Origin of the sequence: Streptosporangium sp. NPDC087985 (assembly GCF_044741965.1) — a bacterium.
GTDB lineage: Bacteria > Actinomycetota > Actinomycetes > Streptosporangiales > Streptosporangiaceae > Streptosporangium.
The window spans coordinates 19,432-41,199 of the sequence record NZ_JBIUTQ010000030.1 but is presented as its reverse complement, the minus strand read 5'-3'; the positions used below and the strand labels follow the sequence as shown (position 1 = coordinate 41,199).

General features: G+C 65.6%; 22 protein-coding genes. 13 read left to right on the top strand and 9 right to left on the bottom strand.

The genetic code is table 11. The features are described 5' to 3' along the window. The first annotated feature begins 18 nt into the window (after positions 1-18). Positions 19-396, top strand: coding sequence for a hypothetical protein (locus tag ACIN94_RS31145; protein WP_400714015.1), 378 nt, complete (start codon positions 19-21; stop codon positions 394-396). A gap of 220 nt (positions 397-616) precedes the next feature. Here ACIN94_RS31145 and ACIN94_RS31140 read toward each other — a convergent pair whose 3' ends face one another. Further along, on the bottom strand, positions 617-1,615 hold the full coding sequence (locus ACIN94_RS31140; RefSeq protein ID WP_400714012.1) for a hypothetical protein: 999 nt from the start codon (positions 1,613-1,615) through the stop codon (positions 617-619). A gap of 434 nt (positions 1,616-2,049) precedes the next feature. Here ACIN94_RS31140 and ACIN94_RS31135 point away from each other — a divergent pair, with 434 nt between their 5' ends. Continuing rightward, positions 2,050-3,303 carry a hypothetical protein gene (locus tag ACIN94_RS31135; protein ID WP_400714009.1) on the top strand — a complete coding sequence of 418 codons (1,254 nt, stop codon included), beginning with the start codon at positions 2,050-2,052 and terminating at the stop codon, positions 3,301-3,303. An 803-nt stretch (positions 3,304-4,106) separates the two neighbouring features. On the opposite strand, the gene ACIN94_RS31130 is transcribed toward ACIN94_RS31135, so the two are convergent. Both ACIN94_RS31130 and ACIN94_RS31125 read right to left on the bottom strand, forming a co-directional pair. Next, positions 4,107-5,129, bottom strand: coding sequence for an endonuclease/exonuclease/phosphatase family protein (locus ACIN94_RS31130; protein WP_400714006.1), 1,023 nt, complete (start codon positions 5,127-5,129; stop codon positions 4,107-4,109). Between the two features lie 541 nt (positions 5,130-5,670). After that, complete coding sequence (locus ACIN94_RS31125; RefSeq protein ID WP_400714003.1) at positions 5,671-8,061, bottom strand: 5'-nucleotidase C-terminal domain-containing protein; 2,391 nt, start codon at positions 8,059-8,061, stop codon at positions 5,671-5,673. A 98-nt stretch (positions 8,062-8,159) separates the two neighbouring features. On the opposite strand from ACIN94_RS31125, the gene ACIN94_RS31120 reads away from it, so the two are divergent. The 6 genes from ACIN94_RS31120 (at position 8,160) to ACIN94_RS31095 (ending at position 11,578) form a co-directional block, all read left to right on the top strand. Further along, positions 8,160-8,327, top strand: coding sequence for a hypothetical protein (locus ACIN94_RS31120; protein ID WP_400714000.1), 168 nt, complete (start codon positions 8,160-8,162; stop codon positions 8,325-8,327). A 198-nt stretch (positions 8,328-8,525) separates the two neighbouring features. Then, on the top strand, positions 8,526-8,987 hold the full coding sequence (locus ACIN94_RS31115; RefSeq protein WP_400713998.1) for an SRPBCC family protein: 462 nt from the start codon (positions 8,526-8,528) through the stop codon (positions 8,985-8,987). Beyond that, positions 8,984-9,334: an ArsR/SmtB family transcription factor gene (locus ACIN94_RS31110; RefSeq protein WP_400713995.1), complete on the top strand. Its 351-nt coding sequence runs from the start codon at positions 8,984-8,986 to the stop codon at positions 9,332-9,334. The genes ACIN94_RS31115 and ACIN94_RS31110 overlap by 4 nt, the downstream gene beginning before the upstream one ends. Before the next feature lie 32 nt (positions 9,335-9,366). Beyond that, positions 9,367-9,810 carry an SRPBCC domain-containing protein gene (locus ACIN94_RS31105; RefSeq protein WP_400713992.1) on the top strand — a complete coding sequence of 148 codons (444 nt, stop codon included), beginning with the start codon at positions 9,367-9,369 and terminating at the stop codon, positions 9,808-9,810. Between the two features lie 109 nt (positions 9,811-9,919). Next, positions 9,920-10,225 carry a hypothetical protein gene (locus tag ACIN94_RS31100; RefSeq protein ID WP_400713989.1) on the top strand — a complete coding sequence of 102 codons (306 nt, stop codon included), beginning with the start codon at positions 9,920-9,922 and terminating at the stop codon, positions 10,223-10,225. Positions 10,226-10,360: 135 nt separating this feature from the next. After that, entirely contained in the window at positions 10,361-11,578 is a 1,218-nt protein-coding gene (locus tag ACIN94_RS31095) for an exonuclease domain-containing protein (protein ID WP_400713986.1), read from the top strand. A 533-nt stretch (positions 11,579-12,111) separates the two neighbouring features. Here ACIN94_RS31095 and ACIN94_RS31090 read toward each other — a convergent pair. Further along, positions 12,112-12,546 carry a VOC family protein gene (locus ACIN94_RS31090; protein WP_400713983.1) on the bottom strand — a complete coding sequence of 145 codons (435 nt, stop codon included), beginning with the start codon at positions 12,544-12,546 and terminating at the stop codon, positions 12,112-12,114. 405 nt (positions 12,547-12,951) lie between these two features. Here ACIN94_RS31090 and ACIN94_RS31085 point away from each other — a divergent pair, with 405 nt between their 5' ends. Beyond that, positions 12,952-13,602: a hypothetical protein gene (locus ACIN94_RS31085; protein WP_400713980.1), complete on the top strand. Its 651-nt coding sequence runs from the start codon at positions 12,952-12,954 to the stop codon at positions 13,600-13,602. 190 nt (positions 13,603-13,792) lie between these two features. Here the strand turns inward: ACIN94_RS31085 and ACIN94_RS31080 are convergent, their stop codons facing one another. The 4 genes from ACIN94_RS31080 to ACIN94_RS31065 form a co-directional block, all read right to left on the bottom strand. Continuing rightward, positions 13,793-14,200, bottom strand: a complete 408-nt coding sequence (locus ACIN94_RS31080) for a nuclear transport factor 2 family protein (protein ID WP_285704993.1) — start codon at positions 14,198-14,200, stop codon at positions 13,793-13,795. Positions 14,201-14,211: 11 nt separating this feature from the next. Then, on the bottom strand, positions 14,212-14,697 hold the full coding sequence (locus ACIN94_RS31075) for an MBL fold metallo-hydrolase (protein ID WP_400713976.1): 486 nt from the start codon (positions 14,695-14,697) through the stop codon (positions 14,212-14,214). A gap of 229 nt (positions 14,698-14,926) precedes the next feature. After that, on the bottom strand, positions 14,927-15,754 hold the full coding sequence (locus tag ACIN94_RS31070) for a transposase family protein (RefSeq protein WP_400713973.1): 828 nt from the start codon (positions 15,752-15,754) through the stop codon (positions 14,927-14,929). Between the two features lie 279 nt (positions 15,755-16,033). Then, positions 16,034-18,964 carry a M20/M25/M40 family metallo-hydrolase gene (locus tag ACIN94_RS31065; RefSeq protein ID WP_400714054.1) on the bottom strand — a complete coding sequence of 977 codons (2,931 nt, stop codon included), beginning with the start codon at positions 18,962-18,964 and terminating at the stop codon, positions 16,034-16,036. 251 nt (positions 18,965-19,215) lie between these two features. Between ACIN94_RS31065 and ACIN94_RS31060 the strand changes: the two genes are divergently transcribed. The 4 genes from ACIN94_RS31060 (at position 19,216) to ACIN94_RS31045 (ending at position 20,956) form a co-directional block, all read left to right on the top strand. Continuing rightward, positions 19,216-19,962 carry a transposase family protein gene (locus ACIN94_RS31060; RefSeq protein WP_400713970.1) on the top strand — a complete coding sequence of 249 codons (747 nt, stop codon included), beginning with the start codon at positions 19,216-19,218 and terminating at the stop codon, positions 19,960-19,962. Between the two features lie 109 nt (positions 19,963-20,071). Then, entirely contained in the window at positions 20,072-20,353 is a 282-nt protein-coding gene (locus ACIN94_RS31055) for a hypothetical protein (RefSeq protein WP_400713967.1), read from the top strand. Between the two features lie 54 nt (positions 20,354-20,407). Further along, positions 20,408-20,542 carry a hypothetical protein gene (locus ACIN94_RS31050; protein ID WP_400713964.1) on the top strand — a complete coding sequence of 45 codons (135 nt, stop codon included), beginning with the start codon at positions 20,408-20,410 and terminating at the stop codon, positions 20,540-20,542. Positions 20,543-20,545: 3 nt separating this feature from the next. Then, entirely contained in the window at positions 20,546-20,956 is a 411-nt protein-coding gene (locus ACIN94_RS31045) for a type II toxin-antitoxin system VapC family toxin (protein ID WP_400713961.1), read from the top strand. Positions 20,957-21,166: 210 nt separating this feature from the next. Here ACIN94_RS31045 and ACIN94_RS31040 read toward each other — a convergent pair whose 3' ends face one another. Beyond that, the gene (locus ACIN94_RS31040) at positions 21,167-21,691 is read right to left on the bottom strand and encodes an NUDIX domain-containing protein (protein ID WP_400713958.1); all 525 of its coding nucleotides are present in this window, start codon (positions 21,689-21,691) and stop codon (positions 21,167-21,169) included. Positions 21,692-21,768 lie beyond the last annotated feature (77 nt).

Here is a 21,768-nt window from a genome sequence, read left to right as displayed (position 1 = left end):
CTGTGGGCTGGCGCGGGCGTGCGGCGGCTGACGGTTCCCGGCCTTGCAGTGCTGCTGCTCATGCTCACCGTCGCGGACGTGCTCGCTTTCGGCGGGGCGCATGTCGGTGATCGTGTGGTCTTCCGTGACGGGCTGCCGCCGCGCTCGGGCGCCTGGCACACGCTGTGGCGGGTGCTCGTCATGGGCGGCCAGTACTGGCTGGTCGGCTCGGCCGCCGCGCTGGCCGCGGCGTGGGCCGCCTGGCGCGCACGGAGCCTGCGCCTGCTCCTGGTGGGCGGGCGAGGAATCGGACCCTTGCGGAGCAGGACAGAGGCAGACGATTCGCCGTCCCACGCTCCGCGGATCCCTGCCGAACAGACAGGCGAGGCACCCTGCCAGGACCAGCAGCGCGGGTAGTCCCCAGACCACCACGTTCCTCATGATCCAGTCGAGATCACCTCGTAGCGGATCCAGCGGCGAGGTCTCCCCCGGCCCCACACCCATGCGGACGTAACTCTCGTCCCCGCCGGGCTGGAGGCGAGAGCGCCACTCCTCCCAGGTCGGATAGGCGGCGACGCCCGCGGCCACCGTCCAGGTCAGCAGCGCCGATCTCGATAACCGGAGGGAGCTCAACAATTCAACGATCTCCGTCGGAATCGTCGCGGGTGGACGGCCATTCGCCGGGCAGGGCCAGTTCGGCGTGGTAGAAGGCGTCGATGCCCAGCGGTCGTGCGCCAGGGCCTTCGGCGGCGAGGGACAGGGCCAGCGCCGCCTGCATCCGCCGCCAGTACGGATTCTGCTGCGGGTCCCCTTCGCTCTCGTGTCTCATGTAATCGGCGGCGATCGGGGAGACGAGGTCCTCCCTCAATCGGACGATCAGATGGTCGGCCACCGGAGTGCCGACGGCCAGAGCGGTGACGACCTCGCGGGTGATCGGAAATTCCGCGAGCGCGAATCTGTCGACCAACGTGTTGGCCAGCCGCATGAGGAGGTCATGACTTTCTGGTCCGCCATCCGTCTCAATCGGCGCGACCGAGGTGGGCGCCGGCCACGGGACTCCGAAATACGGGTGACGGTCGTCGAGCCAGGTCGCGTCCAGCCCCACGCCCGTGGCGAGTTCGACCGCGGCCAGTGCGGCCGCCTGCCAATCCTCCTCGTCGGCCAGCACCGCCTCGAGGACGATTTCGAGCTCCGGCCATCTGCGCAGGTAATCCTCGCTGCCCCATTCCTCGGGCTCCATGGCGTCAAGAGCGACGACCACCTCTCCGGCCGCCGCGTGACTCACCCGATTGTTCCCCTCGATATCCCAATAGGCGCTGTAGACGCGGGAGTCCGTACTGAGGCGGCGCAACACGAGGTCGAGACTGCCCAGGAAGCCGTTGTGCTCGAAAAGTACGACGGCGCGCCCGGCATAGCCGACGGCCACCAGCGACTGCTGTTCCCGGTGCGGCAGTTCGCGGGGGTTCACCGAGGCTTCAAAGCCGGTGGCGACGCCGGCGACGCGTGCGGCGACCTCCTCCAGAGAAGGGCGCTCCCCGTCCGGGACGATCACCGTCCAGCAGATCGCGCCACCCAGCCACTCCTGGTCTCGCAGCAGGTCACGATAGCGGTCCAGCACAGCTGTCGCAGATCCCATGGGGGCAGGACCTTCCTTGTCGTCGGCGTTGTCCGTGGGAAAGTGCCCGTTGATTGATGGAGAACAGGCCGGCTCTCATGGGCTGGGCGCCCATGAGAGCCAGCTGATCATCGGTGACTCACCCTATCCATGCGTGGCGGGGCGGTCCCACTTGGTTCGGCCCGGCGCTGCTGGACGCGGCGGCCGTCCTCGACGGCAGGCAAGAACCGCACGATCAGGCTCGATCAGTTGCCCGACGGCAATGAGGCCGAGAAAACGCGGTCAGGTCAGGGCAAGCAAAGGTAGCGTCAGGCACGTCGAGGTCTTCCGGATGGCGAGCTTAGGAACTTCCATCCTGGAAGACCTCGACGTGCCTACTCGCGAACCGCCACCTCAACTACGAAGAGTCCCCATCCATCGCAGGGCTCTCCCTGCCCACCCTTCAGGAGCCAACGATGGACAGCGAGATTCAGCTGATCAGTGACGGCGATGGCCTGGCTGTCATCGGGAGTCCGACGGCTGTCGAACGCTTCCTCGTCTCTGAGGGACTGTCGTCGAAGGACCTGGGGCTGCAACGGCTCACACCTGCCCTCAGTACCGCGGCTGGAGCCGCACAGGCAGGTTCCGAGATTGCCGCCAACTCAGGTCGCTGGGTAAAGCTGACCAGGGAGTCAGCACAACTTGTCGACAAGTACGGGCTGAGGACGAGCTCGAAGACGGGTTTCAGCTCAGGTGTGCTGAAGGGGAACAATGGTCAGATCAGGGGATTCGTCGAATTCGCGAGGGGGCCTGGATCGCTTCTGACCAATCCGGCCCTTCTGGCTGGTGCCGCGGGAATCATGGCACAACTTGCGATGCAACAGGCCATGGACGAGATCGCCAACTATCTCGCCACGATCGATGAGAAAGTCGACGACGTGCTCCGCGCCCAGAAGGACGCTGTGTTGGCGGACATGGTCGGAGTGGGCTTCGTCATCGAGGAGGCCATGACCGTCCGAGAGCAGGTGGGCCGGGTCTCCGAGGTCACCTGGTCGAAGGTCCAGGCCACGCCGACGACCATCGCGCAGACCCAGGCGTACGCGTTGCGTCAACTCGACGCGCTCGCGGGGAAGATGGAGCACAAGGCCAAGATCGGTGATCTCGCCAAGACGTCCAAGGAAGCCGAGTCCAAGGTTCAGGAGTGGCTCGCCGTTCTGGCTCGTTGTATCCAGCTGCAGGATGCGATCGCGGTGCTGGAACTCGACCGCGTGCTGGACACGTCTCCGGAGGAGCTTGACCAGCATCGTCTCGGACTGAGGGCTGCCCGACAGAACCGGCTGGAACTCATCTCACGGAGCACCGAGCATCTGATGGCCCGCATGAATGCGGCCGCTGGCACGGCCAACACCAAAGTGCTGCTGCACCCGACCGCGTCCCGGACTGTGGTGCATTCGAGCAACCATGTCGCAACCGCCGTCGTTGACTTTCAAGGGCGGCTCGGGATCGAGCGCGGTCGGCAGTCATTGGAGGCGAGACGATGGGTGGACGCGGCCTCGGAGGTGAGGGACAAGGTGCTCGAGACAGGAACAGCGGGCGTCGATGCCGCCAGGCGCGTCGGTAACGAGACCTTCGACCGGGCCAGATCGGTGACGGACAAGCTTTCCAGCGGAATTGCCGAGCGAGCGCTCCGTCGGCGCCGGGACGACGAGGAACGCGACGAGGAAGGCTGAGTGAGCGGCGGCCGAGCCATGTGGGCTCTCCGGTTGAACTGGACCAGTGATCCTCTCGGGCTCGGTATGCCTCGGCAGGCTTCACCTGAGCCGCTCTGGCCACTCCGATAGCCACCTCGTCTGAGGTCTTTCCGGTGCTCTCGGTCTGCAGGACTTCAAGCCGGCACCAGATCCGGATTCTAGCCATACTTTCGGCACCACCCCGCACGTACCAAAACTTATGATCGACCCAGTAAGCACCGAGCACCTCGATCCCGGACTTTTGACACAATTCTGGCCTCAACTCCTACCAGATTAGCCGCACGATCCACACCTACCGAAGTGGACTCCCCAAATTGGGGAGCAATTGCACTTAAAGCCATGTAGGTTCATTCACTATCGATAGCCAAACGCAGGCAAAGGTGCAGTGAGCGTGCCGCCCCTACCTTGATCCCAACTGGTCGAATTCGGCGATGGCGGCGAGCACCATCTCACGTCGAAGATCGGAAAGCGCCACCACACGAGCCTATACGCGGGTGTCGCTTGAATTCCTGTCGATTTCCGGCGGAATCGGACTTCATGCCAAGCGGTGAGATCTCTGGGGCACCGGCCGAAACCCTTACCTGGGCTACCCCTTCCTTGACCGGTGTTGTCGCTCGTCGCGATGTTCCCGCTGACTTCCTCCACATGACGCAGGACCGCGAGGCGCCGACGCACCTCGCGGTCCAACTGGGGTTCACCCACCCGGATTTCCCTATGATCACCAGGCCCGGGTATCAACCATCTCCGTCAGTTCATGTCGGCTCTGGTTCAGCGAACCGTCATCACTTGATGCGCACGTCCGAGACGACCGCCGAGTGGTCGGAGTAGAACTGGCCGTCCGGGTCACCGGGCAGCCGCTTGGCGATGGTGTAGGAGTCCTTGACCTGGACCACCTGGCCCTTGGCGTAGATGAAGTCGATCCGGTCCGGGGTGGTCATGTCCAGCCGGGGGCTCCACGTCATACCGGGGGCCTTGCAGACATTGGGGTTGGCGGCCCGGTAGGTGTCGACGAAGCCGGCATCGGTGAACTTGCCGGTAGCAGCCAGGTCATAGGACAAGCCGAAGTGGTCGGCGCAGCGAGCCCACTTCGAGGTCCAGTCAGCTGCGGGCATCGTGTTGAGGTCGCCGCCCATCAGGACCGGCTCGCCGGCGGGGGCGTGGGTGCCGACATAGTCGAGGAAGTCGGCGACGTACTGCGTCTGGCGGCGGTCGGCGTCGACGATCTTCTCAGCGGGGACCTGCGGCTTGCGGCCGGCGGCGACGTCCAGGGCGTTGTCCTCGATCAGGTCGCCGACCCAGGGGTTGGTGTAGTTGCTCCACATGGTGAACGCGTTGATGGCTCGTCCGTCGTCGGCGATCAGCCGGGCGCCGCCGATGTGGAACGTTCCGGTCTCCCGGTAACCAGTCGGTGCGGGGAACACCTTGTCGATGTCGTAGTGGGTGAAGAGCCACAGGTTGTCGTTGCCGGTCGAGCTGGGTGTGATCTGGATGCCGGTCCAGTCGTCTCCGGTGGCCGCCTCAAGTCCGGCGATGATCTCGTCACCGGCGCCATAGGTTTCGACGGAGAAGAACACATCCGGGTTCACATCGACGATCTGGCGGATGACATCCTTGCGGGTGTCGAGGTTGTCCCAGTTGTCGTCCAGACCGCCGTGGTAGATGTTCCAGGCCAGGACCCGCACATCGGTCGGCTTGCCTGCGTGAGCGGGAGGTGCTGCCGAGGCGGGGCTGGCAGCGAGTAGGGCGGTGCTGGCGCTGAGACCGGCGATCAGGCCGGCGAGAGCACGCTTCCGGAGGATTGTCATGCCGCCAACGTAGGTGGCACTGTTGAACGGCCAACCGGCGCTGTTTAAACGCCGTTCGAAATCTACATGCCCACCAAGGTCATTGCGTTGTCGGGCAACTGCCGGTCACGGCGGTGATGAGGCGCCGCGGGCGGCGATCTCGATCGTGCGGCCAGTCGGTGATCGCGGCGAACGACGACGCGCCCACCAGGACCGGGGCCCCGGCGTTCTTGAGTTCTGATGCGGTATGGCGCGGTTGAGGGTTTCGGCAGGTGGCATGCGAAAGATCGCGACTTCTGGTGATCTTTCAGGTCTCCAAACCCAAGATCGCAGCAGGAGTCGCGCTCGTGTCCCCATCTTCCCTGGGGAGGCCAGGTCCACACAGCCCAATCGCCACGGCGGCGGTGGCGCGATGCGCCGCCTCAAACGCATCCTGTCTCTCTTCTCATGGGCGGTGCTGAAGATCCCGAGTGCGTGGTGCCATGAGCGCGCGAGGGGCGGCGGCGCAGAACGTTATCCACGCCACCGCCCCTGATCCGACTTGGACTACCGCATCAGCGGGTCAAAGCCCCTTACACTGCCCAGTCCTGGGACCGGACACGGTGTTGACCTTGCCGTTATTTGCCGGCGCCGGGGAGTTTCCGCTGCAGCTCAACGGCCCGCTGATCCGGTTACCGGACACGACCGGTGCGTCGGTCACCCGGTTGTTGGTCAAGCTGACCGGACCGCTCACCGTGGAGTCCAAGATGGTGAGCTTGTCGGTGGCATCGTTGACCGTCACCGGACCACTGACAGTCGTCTGGTTCAGCGAGACACCGGCGGCCTTCGAGGCGCTGATCGGCCCGCTGACATTGGCGCCGGTCGCGTAGAGGCTCGCGCCCTTCAGCACCGTGACCGGCCCGGAGACTGCTGCTCCGTCCAGGCAGGTGACGCCGGAACTCACCTTGAGGGGTCCAGCGTGGCGGCCGGTGATCGTGACCGTGCACGCGGGCCCGGTGTCAGCGGCCAGCGGGATCGCTACGGTGACTGTCGTGCCGGTCGTCTCGCCGGTGATGACGAGGTCCGCGCTCGTCGCGCCCCCTTGCGCTGGGTCAGCGGGTACCGCGAACCCGACGGTTGCACGGCCGACCTCGTCGGTGTTGTCGGTGCTCGCGCCGGCCGTGGCGTCGACCGCGAACGTGCCGACCTCTTGGCCGGCGAACGTAGCCGTGACCTTCTCATCCTTCGGCTCGTTGCTGGTGAACAGCAGCGACGACAGGTTGACCGTCACCGTGTCACCGGCCTTGAAGCCATCCTGTGGCGCGTCGAACCGCACACCGACCGCGCGCTGCGCGTAATCCGGAGCGACGGGGGAGTTCTCGCCCAGGTAGGCGACCATGGACTGAAGGTCGACCTGGCCGGTGTCCCGCTTATCTGCCCCTTCGTTCAGGGTGCTGAAGTTGTCCCCTCCCGAGGCGAGGAACGAGTTCACGACCACGCGGTAGGACTTGGCCGGGTCCAGCGGCTTTCCGTCGAAGGTGACCGAGGTGATGTGCCGGCCCTTAGGCGCGGTCGGGTCGTAGGTGTAGAAGAGTCCCTTGGACACGCCGAGCTTGAGGGACGGCCGGCTGGCCCCCTCGGGCTGCCACTGCTCCTCGAGCACCTGGGCGATCTGCTCACCGGTCAGGGTCATCGTGACCAGGGTGTTGGCGAACGGCTGGACCTCGGCCGCCTCCTTGTAGGTGACGGTGCCGTCTTCCTTGCCTTCGGCCCGGTACTTCATGTCCGTACGGAGCCCGCCCGGGTTCATGAAAGCGATCTCAGTGGATGGATCGGTGGTGCGAGCACCCGCGAGTTGCGCGTCGGCGACGAGGTTGCCCAGGGTCGATTCACCGCCGCGGTTCTCGGTCGTGCCGTTGGACTGGCGGGCCCGGTTGAAGTCCGCGGTGATCTCACCGAGCTTGCGCGTGCCCTCCCTCTTGGCCACCTCGACGGCGTCATCCACGATTCCCTTGCCCGTCGGATCCGGGCCGTAGAGGGGCTTCCACGAGCCGTCCGCCTGCCTCTCGGTCAGCGGGACGATCTCCGAGTCGACTTTGACCGCTTGCTTCTTGGTCTTGTCGTACGTGAACGTGATCTTGTTGAGGTTGTAGCCGTACTGACCCGCCGACACGACCGGGCGCACGGTCACCGGACGCTTCTCGTCCTGCCACTCCTTGACCGAGATCTTGTGGTCGTAGGGCAGGTGGGTGTGGCCGGAGATGATCGCGTCGAAGTTCTTGTCGACCCCGTTCACGATCTTGCCGAAGTCGCTCGTCGGGTCGACCGCCGACTCGTATTGCGTGGTGGCGGCACCCTCGTGGACGAGCAGCACGACGATGTCGGCCCCCTCCTTGGCCTTCAGCTCGTCGGCGACCTGGTTGACCGTGCTTGGGATGTCCAGGATGTCGAGCATGGAAATGCCCGCGGGGGTGACGAGTTCGTCGAGGTGCTCGGTCACCGCGCCGACGAAGCCGACCTTGACCCCGTCGACCTCCTTGACCCAGGACTCGGTGAGCTCCTTGTACCTGTCCTGGAGCTCCTTCTTGACCTTGACATTGGCGCCGATGTATTCCCACGTGGCCCGCGGGATGACCCGGTTCATCAGGTCGTCGTAGCCCTGGTCGAACTCGTGGTTGCCGACCGCGCTGACCTCGAGGCCAGCCGCGTTGAGTGCGTCGATGGTCGGGTTGTCCCGCTGGATGAACGAGGTGAACGTCGAGGCACCGATCAGGTCCCCCGCCGCGGCGAAGATGGTATTGGGGTTTTCTGCCCTCATCTCCTTGACCGCGGTCGCCAGGGCTGCGGCTCCCGCTTCCTGGCTGTTCGCCTCCAGCCGGCCGTGGAAGTCGTTGATCCCGAGGATGTCGATCTCGACAGAGTCATCGGCGAGCGCCGCCGGCGCGCCGACCAGGCCCCCCGCCATCGTGGCCATTGCGACCAACGGAGCCAGACGCCTCCGCAGGCGCATACGGGGCCTCCCGTGAGTTCGGACAGATCTATAAAAGGCAAACATGAGGCACAGCATTGCCAATGGGAAGCAAAAGGGCCAGTTTGTGGTGCGAGTCAGCGGCCCTGGAGTTCAAGGTCGAAATGCACGATTTGCACCACGCCCACGCTTCCTGGCTGCTCGCCGGCGACACCGCCCTCGACGCTCTCACCCGCACCCGCACCCGCACCCGCGCACGGTCTCGCGGGTAGCCAGATTCATAGGTCGGCACTCCCCTGGACTCGCACAACGTCCGGCGCGCCTTCCGCTGGAGGACGTGGATCGGGCGTGCTCATGTTGGCCGGCTATCGGACCGAGTCGGGTTGTCGTTCCCAAAGTGCAACCGATGGTTGCGCAATGCCGAACTTCCAGGTACCGTCACGCGCAACCAAACGTTGCAGGAGGGTGTCATGGAGTTCGGGACCATCGAACGCGAGATCTACGTCGAGGCGTCGCCCGAGATCGTGTTCGAGGTGGTGAGCAGCCCCGACCACCTCAAGCAGTGGTGGCCGGAAGACGCCCGGTACGAGCCGACGCCCGGGTCGGCGGGAGAGATCGTCTTCGGTAACTGCGACGCTGGCGGGACAGTGGTGCCGTTCACCGTCGTCGACGCGCGACCGCCGCGGATGTTCTCGTTCCGGTGGACGCACCCGGCCGACGAGGTCGCGGTGGAGGGTAACTCGCTGCTGGTCACCTTCTACCTGACCCCGTCGGGTGGCGGGACGCTGCTCAAGATGACCGAGACCGGCTTCCGCGAGATGGGCTGGGAGGTCGCCGTCCTGGAGCAGCAGTACCAGGAGCACGTCACCGGCTGGGACTTCTATCTGCCGCGGCTTGCGCCGTACGTCGCGACGCTGCAGGTGCGGCGATGAGCGCCGCGGTGGCCGAGAAGGTCGACGACGACCTCTGGTCCGCGGTCGGGGACCCAATCCGGCGCCGGATACTCGACCTGCTGCTCATCGAGGGCGATGGCACCGCGACCGCGCTGAGTCAGCAGCTGCCGGTCACCCGTCAGGCGGTGGCCAAGCACCTCGGCGTCCTCGACCGGGTCGGCTTGGTCCGGGCGACGCCGGCGGGTCGGGAGAAGCGGTACCGGGTGGACGATGCCCAGCTCGCCCGCGCGGTGGCCCAGCTGTCGTCGGTGGGGTCGGTGTGGGATGCCCGGCTGCAGCGGATCAAGCGGATCGCCGAGGCGATCCAGCGCACCCAACAGGACTGACAACAGGACTGACGAGATCAGGGAGAGTCGAGATGGCGGACATTCTGCACAGGGTCGGAGCCAAGACCCCGACGCCGGAGAAGGTGTACGACGCGCTGACGACCGTCGAGGGCCTCGCCGGCTGGTGGACCGAGGACACGAAGGGCAGCGGCGACGTCGGCGGTGTCCTCGAGTTCCGGTTCCCGGTCGGTGGCTTCGACATGGAGGTCGTCGAGCTACGGCCGTCCGAGCGGGTGGCGTGGCGGGTGATCGACGGCCCCGAGGAGTGGATCGGGACTACGATCGACTGGGACCTCCGCCAGGACGGCGACTACACGATCGTGCTGTTCAAGCACCAGGGCTGGAAGGAGCCGGTGGAGTTCATGCACCACTGCAGCACCAAGTGGGGCACGTTCCTGATGAGCCTGAAGTCGCTGGTGGAGACCGGCGAGGGCGCACCAGCGCCGCGAGACGTGCAGATCAGCGACTGGCACTGAGCTGGCGGGAGGTCAGCCCCGTCCGGCGTCGCCCGAGGTTCCGGCAGCACTGTCGGATCCGGAGCCGTTCCCAGCGTCGCCGGCACCGCTGACCTGCCTGGCCGAGATCGTGCGCCTCTACGGCCTGCGGACGTGGATCGAACAGGGCTACAAGCAGGTCAAGGACGAACTCGGCTGGGCCGATTTCCAGGTCCGCTCCGATGCCGCGATCCGCCGCCACTGGGCCCTGGTGGCCTGCACGTTCACCTTCTGCTGGCCCCGCGCCGCCCGCCACGTCCGCGGTTGGCTGACCTCCTGCGCACTGCTGCAACGCTGGTGGCGCAACTGGTCGAGCAGGCCCCCGCCCGCTGAACTACAGGTCCTGGTCACAGCCGTCACCGCGGGGCGGTCCCTCAACCTCTACGCCCCGCCTTAACAAACCACCGACCAGGCAACCGAAGCACCCTGATTCGCTTCGCTACGAAGCCATTACGCTCTGCTCATCCGTGCTACCCGCTCGAACATCACATGGAATCGTTCAGGCAAACGAGCACTGCAGGGAGGCGTTCGGATGCTCAACGGCTCACCCGGCTACGCGGTCATCGACCTGGAGACCACGGGCCTGCACCCTTCCCGGCACGACCGGATAGTCGAGATCGGCATCGTGCACCTCGATCCCGCCGGTCAGATCACCGGCGAGTGGAGCACCCTGGTCAATCCCGGACGCGACCTCGGCCCGCAGCACGTCCACGGCATCAACGCCGCCGACGTCCGCCACGCCCCCACCTTCAACGGCATCGCCGCGACACTGACCACCCTGCTGCACGGGCGCGTCCCGGTGGCCCACAATCTCCCCTTCGACCTCGGCTTCCTGACCTACGAGTTCCAACGGCTCGGCGTTACCGCGCCACTCCGCCATGACCTCGGCATATGCACCATGGCCGAAGCCGTACGGTTCCTCCCCCATGCCCCGCGCAACCTCGCCGGCTGCTGCGCCGTGGCCGACATCCCGCTCGACGGCCACCACGACGCGCTCATCGACGCCCGCGCCGCCGCCGGCCTCCTACGCCACTACCTCACCCTGGCAGGCTCCACCCACCCATGGCACACCCTGCTCGCCACCGCGGCGCGGACCTCCTGGCCCGCGCTCCCCGACACGGGAACGCCATGGGTACGGCGTGGCGTCTCCGCCGAACGTGACGGCCACTTCCTGGCCCGCATCGTCGACCGGCTCCCCCGCGTGCCTCGGCCCGTGATGGCCGACTCCTACCTCGCCCTGCTCGACCAGGCCCTTCTGGATCAGCACATCTCCGCCGCCGAAGCCGACGCCCTCGTCCAGCTCGCCACCGACCTCGGACTCACCCGCACCGATGTGGAACGGCTGCACCATGATTATCTGACCGCGCTCGCGCACGCCGCCCTGGCCGACGGCATCGTCACCATCTCCGAACGACAAGAGCTGGACCTCGCCGCCACCCTGCTCGGCCTGCCCGACGAATCGGTCGACAAGGCGCTCAGCCGCGCGGCGCAGGAGTACCCCTCTGCGGTCTCCCGCTTCCAGCTGGCCACGGGTGACCTGGTGGTGTTCACCGGCGAGATGGACGGCGGCCGCGAAACCTGGGAGGCACGCGCCCGCCAGGCCGGCTACGTTCCCCATCCCAACATCACGAAGAAGGTCCGGCTGCTGGTCGCCGCCGATCCCGACACGCTCTCCGGCAAGGCGCGTAAAGCACGCGCCTACGGCATCCCCATCGTCACCCCGGACGCGTTCAACGGCATGCTCCGCTGAGGGCGGCCGGCCTGGCATGGACAAGGTCGGCCGGCCATCACCACTGAGGCCGCCTGTGTGGCAGCTCCGTGGTCGTCGCGCGCAGAGCTGTGGAGACTGCACTGCACTGCACGGCCGTCGGCCAGGACCATCTCAGCGCGGACGGAAGAGCCGGGCGCCTCCGGCACCGTGAGTAGCAGCGTGACCTCGCCGGGCGGGATGACACCCAACGTCTGCCAGGAAGCGGGAGAGCCGTCCGGCGAGCTTTTGATCACGACGTCACGTGCGGGACTGTACGGTTTTCGACACACCCCTCCGACAACCAACGGCTCCGCGGCCAGGTCAGCGACCTCAAGGCAGCCCTGCAGCGCCAGCTCGGCCGACAACTCGATCCGGCGGGACACGCGGCTTGAGGGCACGGGTGTCCAGGCGCTTCCCCGAAGGTACGGAATCCATCGCCGGACGGTGCGGGAGGCGCTGCAGCTCCCTGACAGGTCGGGGGCGGTTCTTCGTCCTGGCCAAAGGGGACAGAACGAAGACGCGTTCGCGGCCCCTCAGTCGAGACAGAACTCGTTGCCCTCGATGTCCTGCATGCCGATGCACGACTCGTTGTAGCCATCGGCACGCAGTAGTCGCACGCGTACCGCGCCGAGCGCGACCAGTCGTGCGCACTCGGCCTCGAGTACGGCGAGGCGCTCTTCACCCACGAGCCCGGTACCGACCCGCACGTCAAGATGCAGCCGATTCTTGACGACCTTGCCTTCGGGAACGCGCTGGAAGTACAGTCGCGGGCCCACACCTGAGGGATCACTGCAGGCGAACGCTGAACCCTGACGCTCAGGCGGCAGAGAGCGATCGAAATCGTCCCACGTAGCAAACCCCTCCGGTGGCGGCGGTACGACGTACCCCAACACCTCGCACCAGAAGCGAGCGACGCGCTCAGGTTCTGCGCAGTCGAAGGTGACCTGGAACTGCTTGATCGATGCCATCGGCCCTCCATAACGCGTGCTGTTCACCGCGACCCGGATGTCATCACCGCGTGGAGAGCAGACGCGCCACCAGGGATGCATCGATGTCCACCTCGTCGTCGTGCAACTCGGTGATCTCGGTCACGGCGGACGAGCCTGCCACATAGTCACCCGAGGCTCAACCAGTTTTCCACCTGCTGACCGGGATCGTGCCTAACGTGCCTGAGGGCAGCCGTGCCATCCGACGCGGACAGATACTTGACAGCTATAGATAACCCTCGATCAGCACGCTGATGCGGCGAATCACCCGAGGTCATCCTGCTCGACGGTCAGGACCTCGCCCACTCGAATGGACTGGTTAAGGCCCGTGATCACCTCTCAAACACCTTCTTAGTAAACAGGAAGTACGGTGTGTAGGCTGAGGTCGTGGATCTTCCTTCCTATTGGCTGCCCCGGCCGCCCTTCAGTCCGGACGACAAGACCCTGGCCGATTTCGCTTTATTAGTCGCTGACGCGGTTACCCAAGGACCCGACAAACCGATTCCCTATACCTTGGCCGCGCCGAAGTGGCAGTTCCTTTGCTACGTCGCCGAGCAAGCCGGATACGTTCTCCACGGCTCGAACAATCCCTCGGTCGAGCGCTTCGAGCCACGCCGGTCCTACGCCAGCGACGCCTTCGGTAATCGCACAGCCGTCTATGCCGCGTCGGACGGCATCTGGCCGATGTTCTACGCGATACTCAACCGCGATCATCCGCTGTCGATGGTCAACTCGTGTAGCGACCTCGCCGGCGAGACCTACTACTACTTCTCCATCAGCCAGCCCGTACTCGACCTCGACCCATGGCAGGAAGGAACGGTCTATCTCCTATCCGCCGAAGGGTTCGAGCATGAGCCTCCGATCCGAGGTGTTCGCCAGCGCCAGGTGGCCAAACTGGCGCCGGCCCAGCCGGTGGCCAAGATCCAGGTGATTCCCGAGGAATTCCCATTCCTAAGTGACGTGCGTGGACACGACGACGCGATGACTCACGCCCGATCCGCAGCCGACCCCGACGGCTTTCCCTGGATTGATGACTGACCGTGGTGGTTTTACGGCTTCGCTATGACGAGGGCGCCGTCGTGCATGGCTGGGACGAGCAGCGCTGGACCAGCACCCGCGTCGCCGTATTGTGCTTGGCATCGAGGCTGTGGTCCGCGTAGAAGTCCTCTAGATGGAAATCCGGCAACGTCCGGTCGATGTCGTCCATCGACCCGACAGCTCAATCGGCTTATTGGTCGCGGACCGGAATCGGCTCAGCGAGCGCAGCGCGCCCGGGAGGCGCGGGGAAGGGGTCGGCGAAGTACTGGGTCTCGTGCGTTACGAGACCATCGGTGATCTCCATGACGCTGAGCGAGTATGTGGGCACGCCGTCATAGGTGATCACGCACTCGCTCACCCAAAGGTCGCCGCCGCCCAGGATCCGGCGGATGGTGAAGTGGCGTTCGGCCGGGTGCCCGCCGCGTTGCGCTTGGATCCTTGACCGGCCTCTGAAGCGCTCGCCCGACTGCGGGTAGTCCAGGATCGCGTCTGCAGCGTAGATCGCGTGCTCAGCGTCGACGTCCCCGCGTTCGGAGGCCTCCCAGTGCTGCTGGAGCCGAGCCCGGATATCGGCTTCAGGATCACTTGCGCTGTTCACCCGTTAGCCCCTCATGACCAGAAGGAATGTCGCTGGCTCGCACGACAGATGTTACCCCCGGCCATCACCCGCATCCCCGCGTTGGGCACCCAGTGCGGAAGCAGCACCGTGTCGACCGTGAACGGGCCAAGGGCCAGCCGGTCACCGGCGTCGAACTCACACAGCCGGTACGCCTCCTCCAGCATCCCCGGCCGATCCAATGACAAGACCACCTTCAACGCTCCGGGCAGGGCATAGACCGGCAGGGGCGGTGGCCGCTGGCCGCCGAGCGCCCGCGCCCGCAGCAACGGGTTGAGGTCGGCGCAGTGGTCCGGATGCCCATGACTGATCACGACCGCGTCGATCTGCTCGGCCGTCGTCGATTCCAGCAACCGTGGCAGAGCCGCATACCCCAGGTCCAGCAACAGCCAGAAACCGCCGTATTCCACTAGAAAGCCACTGCACGCCTGTTCCGCGGTGGGCCATGCTCCGCAACCACCAAGAACGGTGATCTTCATGCGACCGATAGTGCCATCGATCCGCCGAGACATCGCACCCACGGCGACCATTCCAGCCCCGCTCAACAAGAAGATCTGCTCAGCTGACCCGCAATACTCCGTAACAGCTCCACAGACTTCGCGCCAGATCCACAGAAGCGGCAACGCTTGTTCACGGGTTCGGGCAACATCTGCGGCTCAACAGGCTCGGAAATGTCGATGAGATTCAGTGAGGTGATCTCAGCGACTTTCACGCCAGGTAGCCGTGTTCGAAATGGGTGAGAACGAGCGCGGCTTTGACGATGTCACCGATTCTGCTGGGGCTGGCGGTGATGTGCTGGAGGGTGCGCCGGCGTTGCGTGAGCAGGGCGAAACCGCGTTCTCCCAGGCAGCGCAGGGCGCGCAGGAGCGCGTTGCGGGTGCGGGTGTCGAGGTCGAGGGGCCGGCCGTCGGCGGGTTGTTTGACTGGGGTGAGAATGCCGATGCCGGTGCCGTCGTAGCCGGAATCGGCCAGCGTGGGAAGCCCGTTGGCGGCGGCTTTGTACAGTGCCCCCAGGACGTGTTCGCGCGCCGCGACCAAGTCGTGGACCGACCCGGGCTCGACGTCGGAAACCCACAGCGGCAGGCCGTGCGGTGCCGACAGCGCCTGGATGTTGCCGCCGTGGTGGCGGGCCTTTCCGGAGTACCACACGTCGATCGGTTCGCCTTTGACGCTGATGGTCTTTTCTCGGCAGCGGTCGGTGGCGATGACGGTGCCGTCCAGGATCACGTGGGTGAGGCCCTCATCGGTGGCGCGCCGCAATGCCTGGTGCAGGTCGGGCGCCTGCTCAGCCAGGACGCCGATGACCTCGTCGATGTAGCGGTAGGCGGTGGCGCGGAAAACCCCGTGGTCACGGCCGAGGGCGGCCCGGTCGGTGCCCTCGCGAAACCAGCGCAGTCCCATTACCGCCTGCGCAAAGCAGGACAGCGCCCGAGATCCCGTGCGGGTGCCCAGTCGCCGGCGTTCGGCCGCCGGCAGCGTGGAGAGATGGTGAACCAGTTCCCGAGGAACGTCGAGCGTGGCACGATAGGTGATCACGTGGGGCTTTCTGGCTGAAGAAGACTTGTGGTGAGACCTCTTCTACCGAAAGCTCCACGTCTATTTCACCGGCATCGCGATCCATCCCGGTTCCTGTCGCAGTACCACTCTGGCGACATCAAACCCCAACTGTCCGGACCGATCCTGCTGAGATCACCTCAATGGCTCCACTCCGTTGTCAATGTGCCTCGCACCCCGGCGGCCGCAAACCCCGAGTCGAGGCATCCTGCCACCGCGCATGCCCTCTCGTGCGCGCGCTGAACTTCCGGTTCACACGCGTCACACGATGGAGATCGACCGCACCTGGGTGTTGCCCTTGGTTTCGACGTATACCTTGTAATCGCCGACGGTGTAAGTGCCAGCAGCGTTGTTGTTGATGGTGAACGTGGCCGTCACAGGAGACTCGCTGCCGTCGATGTGGGTCTGCTTCACCGTGATGGTCAACTCGTTCTTGTTGCCCTTCAACTTCTTCACCACCGCCGACGGCTTGGCATCGATGACCGCGTTGGCGACTGTCACGTAGACCGCGTCGGGCGAAGAGAACTCCGCGTTCTTGTGCCCATCACCGAACAGGAAGAAGCCCCGCTGTTCGATGGCTCCGCGCCCGGGGAACGGATCTGGGTTTGAGGCCAAGTACGTCGGATTGACCGTGTACAGGTCCGTCTTGGAATCCGCGAGGATGGCCTGCACCCCGGTGTACGGGGCATCGGTGATCGCGAGGTTGACCGACAGGTAGATGGCGTCGGGGTTGTTGGCCGAGATGCGCGAGGAGAAGTACTTGTCCGCACTCTGCCCCGCAGGAACGGCCAGCGGCACAACCGCGTCGCCGACGAGAATGTTGAACTGGAAGTCGCCGTAGCCGCCAGCCACGAACTTCACCCAAGCCGCGTCCGACATGTAGTCGGGGCGCTCCACCTTGAACTCCAAGCGCATCGGCGACACGTACGTGGTGTTCAGGTACTCGGTGTCGGTCAGGGGCAAGTAGACCCCTCCCGGGGCGTGCCCCAGTGCGAAAGCCGAGGCCGTCGGAGTCGAGTTGCCGCGCCCGTTCCACATCGGGATGTTGAACGAGGTGGCGCCGAGCAGGGCCTGGGTGCCCAACTGGCTCGTGCCGACAGCGGCCGACGCGTCCTTGTAGGTTCCGATCGTGACGTCGAGCAGGTCGAGGTCCGCCCGGTCGGAGTTCAGCCCCGGGATGCTTGCCCACATGAACTTGGCACCGGCGGGCCCGGAGTACCGGGCCATCTCCAGCATGCCATCAGCCATCATCTTGGTCATCTGCACTGCCGAGTCGACCTTCATCCGCTCGTTGGCCGTGTGCCACCAGCGCTCGTTACCCGGGATCACCGCGCCGAAGGCGGTCATCTTATTGCGGAAGCTGCTGGCCAGGGTGCCACCGGTCGTGCCCTGCGGATAGACCACGTCCCTGAGGGAATATGGATCCGCAAACTCCTCCGGGTTGCGGTTGATCGAGGCTTGGTAGCTCCCGAACTGAAGAGCCGTCAGCGGGTTGTCGTGAGTGACATACAACCCGGCGCCGACGGGCGAGCCGAGGTTGCCGATGGTGAACCCCTTCGCCTGGAAGGCGGCCGTGACCGCCGTCGTTGCCTGGCTGGAGTCAGCCGCGGTGACGTGCATGCTGCGCACATACATCGGCATGCTGAGGCTGCCGGAGGCGTCCGTGTAAAAGCTCGTCGGGGTCTCCGAATTGATGCCTCCCACGAGGGCAAAGGTTAGGTTCGGGGTGCCGTTGCTCGGGTTGCGCAACAGGCTCGCCGGGATGCCCATGTACTTGCCGATATAGGCTTCGCCTTCGACACCGTCGCGGAAGAACAGGTCGGCGATGCCGTCGGCGGCTTTCTTCAATTGCATGTCGGCGGCCGTGATTCCCAGTGCGCCGAGTCCCTTGGAGAGGAGGAACATCCCCCACACGACGGCATTCTTGCCATACTGCGGGGTCGGCATCTCCATCGCCACATCGGTGTTGATCTCCAGCGTGAGCGAGTCGCCGGTGATCATGGTCTGCACCTTGGGGGTGGTGCGGGGAGCAGCCGGGAGCCAACCCTTCGTGGTCGCGGCGGCGGTGATCGCCGCTACGAATCGGTCGCGCTCGGTGGAGCCGGCCCCCGCCACGTCGAGGGTGAAGATTGCCCGGGAGGCGATCTGCGTGGTGCTGCCGTAGGCGATGTCCTTGAGCGTCGGATCGCCTTCACGCAGGGTGACGCCGGCTGTGGCATCCGTCAGCCGGAAGGCCTTGGTGCTGTCTGCGGACAAGCTCATCGACACCGACGGGGTCACCGATCCGGAGTTGCCGACGATGACCGGGAACCGCGAGTCGGAGGTGTAGGCCGCGACCGGGATCTCCTCCCGGTTGAGGTTCTTGTAGGCCCAGTTGTCGTAGAAGCTCGGGTTCGAGTTGTACGGGATGGACTGGAAGGTGGCGGTGTTCGTCGTCGAGGGCGTGCCGGGACCGCCGTCTTCGTAGATTCCCATGACGATGCGGATGCGTCGGTCGAGGGGCAACCCCGCCTTGAGCAGCGCCTTGGCCGCGAGCAGCGTCGCCAGCGTCGGGCCGCTGTCGTCCTGCACGCCCGCCCCGTAGACCCAGCCGTCCTGGACATAGGGCGAGTGGTACGCACCAGGAGTGCCGAGGTTGCCATCGGCGTTCCGCCAGCGCGCCAGCTGGGCTGGCGAAACGGAAGCCGTCGGCGAGTCGAGGTGGCTCAACGCCATGACCATCTCCGGGGCGTCCGGGTCACCGATCTCTGCGTAGACGTACTTGTCGGGCTGGCGTTGGACGACCACCGGGAAACCCAGGTCGGTGGCCAGCTTGACCACCCAGGCGAGCTTGGCGACCTTGCGGTCGTACTCGTTCTGGTTGGCTTCGGTGTTGCTGACCGGGAAGGGGTACGCCGTCGCGGCCGTGCCGCCTCGGGAGATGGAGTCGTAGCTCGACCCGTCCAGCATCGCCCCGACCAGACTGAGCGGGTCGTAGGTGCCGTCCCCCGCCCGTGCGCTGTTGACGCGTCCAGCCAACGCCTCGACTTCCGCGTGGATCGCGTCGCGCTCGGCGTCGGTCACCGACAGATCGTAGGTGGCACTCGGCTGGAAGCGCTCCTCGCCGAAGCTGGTCGCGGACGCGTTAGCCGCTACACCCATGGACAGGAGCAATGACATGCCAAGTGTCAGTGCAAGCGGCTTCTTCCGCATCACCGTGATCTCCCTGAACGGTCAGACCCAAAAAACGTCGGATGATCTTGTTGTACGCGAGACCCTTTCAGGCTCTTCCCAGCTTGTCAATGAGGTGATCTCAGCAGGATCGATCCGGACAGTTGGGATTTGATGTCGCCAGAGTGGTACTGCGACAGGAACCGGGATGGATCGCGATGCCGGTGAAACAGACGTGGAGCTTTCGGTAGGAGAGGTCTCACCACAGGTCTTCTTCAGCCAGAAAGCCCCACGTGATCACCTATCGTGCCACGCTCGACGTTCCTCGGGAACTGGTTCACCATCTCTCCACGCTGCCGGCGGCCGAACGCCGGCGACTGGGCACCCGCACGGGATCTCGGGCGCTGTCCTGCTTTGCGCAGGCGGTAATGGGACTGCGCTGGTTTCGCGAGGGCACCGACCGGGCCACCCTCGGCCGTGACCACGGGGTTTTCCGCGCCACCGATGAGGGCCTCACCCACGTGATCCTGGACGGCACCGTCATCGCCACCGACCGCTGCCGAGAAAAGACCATCAGCGTCAAAGGCGAACCGATCGACGTGTGGTACTCCGGAAAGGCCCGCCACCACGGCGGCAACATCCAGGCGCTGTCGGCACCGCACGGCCTGCCGCTGTGGGTTTCCGACGTCGAGCCCGGGTCGGTCCACGACTTGGTCGCGGCGCGCGAACACGTCCTGGGGGCACTGTACAAAGCCGCCGCCAACGGGCTTCCCACGCTGGCCGATTCCGGCTACGACGGCGCCGGCATCGGCATTCTCACCCCAGTCAAACAACCCGCCGACGGCCGGCCCCTCGACCTCGACACCCGCACCCGCAACGCGCTCCTGCGCGCCCTGCGCTGCCTGGGAGAACGCGGTTTCGCCCTGCTCACGCAACGCTGGCGCACCCTCCAGCACATCACCGCCAGCCCCAGCAGAATCGGTGACATCGTCAAAGCCGCGCTCGTTCTCACCCATTTCGAACACGGCTACCTGGCGTGAAAGTCGCTGAGATCACCTCAGTAACGCGCAGCGACTCTCGACATGGCGGGACGTCTACTTCTGCGACGGGGATGACTACGTCTTCGCCTACAAGCACGTCGACGTCGACATGGTCGAGACCACGGAGTTGTCACCCGACATCGTCACGTTCTTCGACTTCCACGTCCTCGGCGAGGGCTATCTCCAGCTCATCGCGTCCGTCATCGGGAGGCACGCCGTCAACCGCCGTAAGCGGCGGGGCCAGCACCGGGACAGTTGGATGAGGCTCCTGGAGAAGAGCGGCCTAGTGTCGGCGGACGCGTGGGAGAAGGCCGCCTGCCAGGATGCCGACGTCACGGATGCCGCCGAAGGGCGTGCGGGCTGGCAAGAGACACCTCCCCTCAGCCCGTGACCTGCGCACTCAGGTTGGAATCAGCTCTCTGATCACCTGTCTTCGACAGCTTGAGTGCCTACGGTCGGCTGTCCAACGCCGACCGTCGTTGAGCGGGAAGGCGCACTGCCGATCTACTGGGGGCGCTGGACCATGCCCGGCTTCACCGAGGCCGTGGACGTCGAGGCGAGCCGCGAGAGCTGGGGATGACCGGTGCCGACCGTGATGCTCGACACCAACGTCATCGCCGGCCTGCTCAATCCTGACGACGCGCTGTACAGCCATGCCCGTGACGCGGTCCGCCGCTGGGAGGACAAGGCGGCCTCGTTCGCCATCTCCGTGATCACGTGGAACGGACTGCGGGTGGGTGCGGTCCACAAGGGTGTCGCGGCCGAGAAAATGCTCGGGGGTTTCCGCGCCGCCGTCGTCGATCGGATCGTCGAGGTGGACGAGACGACGGCCGAGAGCGCGGCCCTGCTCAGAGCCGCGGACCTGACAGTCCGAGTACCGGACGCTCTCATCATCGCGACCGCGCGTGAAATAGGGGCCGACGCACTGCTCACCGCGGACCGGAAATTCCCGGGCATCGCCCCGGAACTCGTCGAACTGCTACGGCCGAGTTGATCCGGTAAACCGTCCACCATCGCCCTCATCGAGCGCATCACCACCCAGTTCCAGACCCGCCACGGCCATCCCCTGCCCGACGACAACGTGTGGCTCATCCAGCGCGAGGCAGGCGCACAAGCCCCTACGGGACGCGCTCACACAAGCCCACGGCGAGAACCTCGAACTCCGCCGGGAGCTCGCACGCCGCGGCGGACCTGGAGCAACTCCTCAGTGATGGCTAACCCGACCGGCTATCCATGCCGCGTGCTGACGGATGCGGAACGAGTCATCGGGAAAGTAACTCTCCCAGCCCTCGTCCAAGCGCATCCAGGCCACCGGCTGCCCGTCCTCCGCGACGAACGGGGTTGCCACATCAACAACCGTGGCATACGACAACCCGAGGGTGACCGGATAGTCCGGGTGATATGAGCGAACCGCGACCGCTGCCGGCTCAGGCAGCAGTTCCGGCTGAATACCCGCCTCTTCGAACAGTTCCCGGCTCGCACCCTCGCGGGGTGTCTCTCCGGCTTCGACCTTCCCGCCCGGCGGAACCCATCCCCGCCAGCGGTGTTTCACCAACAGCACCTGGGCAAGGGCCCCGTCGAATACCCAGACCTCGGCGGCAAGTGGCTCCATCGGCCCCTGCCTGGCAGCGGCGAGCCATTGGCAGGCCCCGTCGAACTCGGCCACCGCCCGCTGGGCGTCCACGACTGCCGCCTCGAGGGCCCGTTTGTCGACCACGTTCCGAATCATCGAGACAAGATACGGTGACCCACTGACATCGAAGCCATGTCCCTTCGATCTCATGGACGTCACACGCTGCGGCAACA